The 230-nt window shown below is 39.6% G+C and carries 1 protein-coding gene; it reads left to right on the forward strand.

The window, feature by feature from the left end:
* The coding region (locus AB3351_RS23645) for a hypothetical protein (protein ID WP_371149557.1) at positions 1-230 on the forward strand (230 nt) is incomplete at both ends.

Raw genomic sequence — 230 nt, forward strand, 5'->3', positions numbered from 1 at the left:
GTCAGCCAAATCGGCAGAATATGAAGGCGAACTGCAAATAATAGTGAAGGTCTTGGCGAATTTAGATTTTATTTTTGCTAAGGCAAGGTACGGAAAAAAAATGAAAGCAACCATGCCTATTATGAACAATGAGGGCAGGATTGCTTTATATAAAGCGAGACATCCATTAATCCCCATTGATGAGGTCGTGGCAAATGATATTATCCTCGGCACTGACTATACAACCATTG

The organism is Aneurinibacillus sp. REN35 (genome assembly GCF_041379945.2).
Lineage (GTDB): Bacteria > Bacillota > Bacilli > Aneurinibacillales > Aneurinibacillaceae > Aneurinibacillus.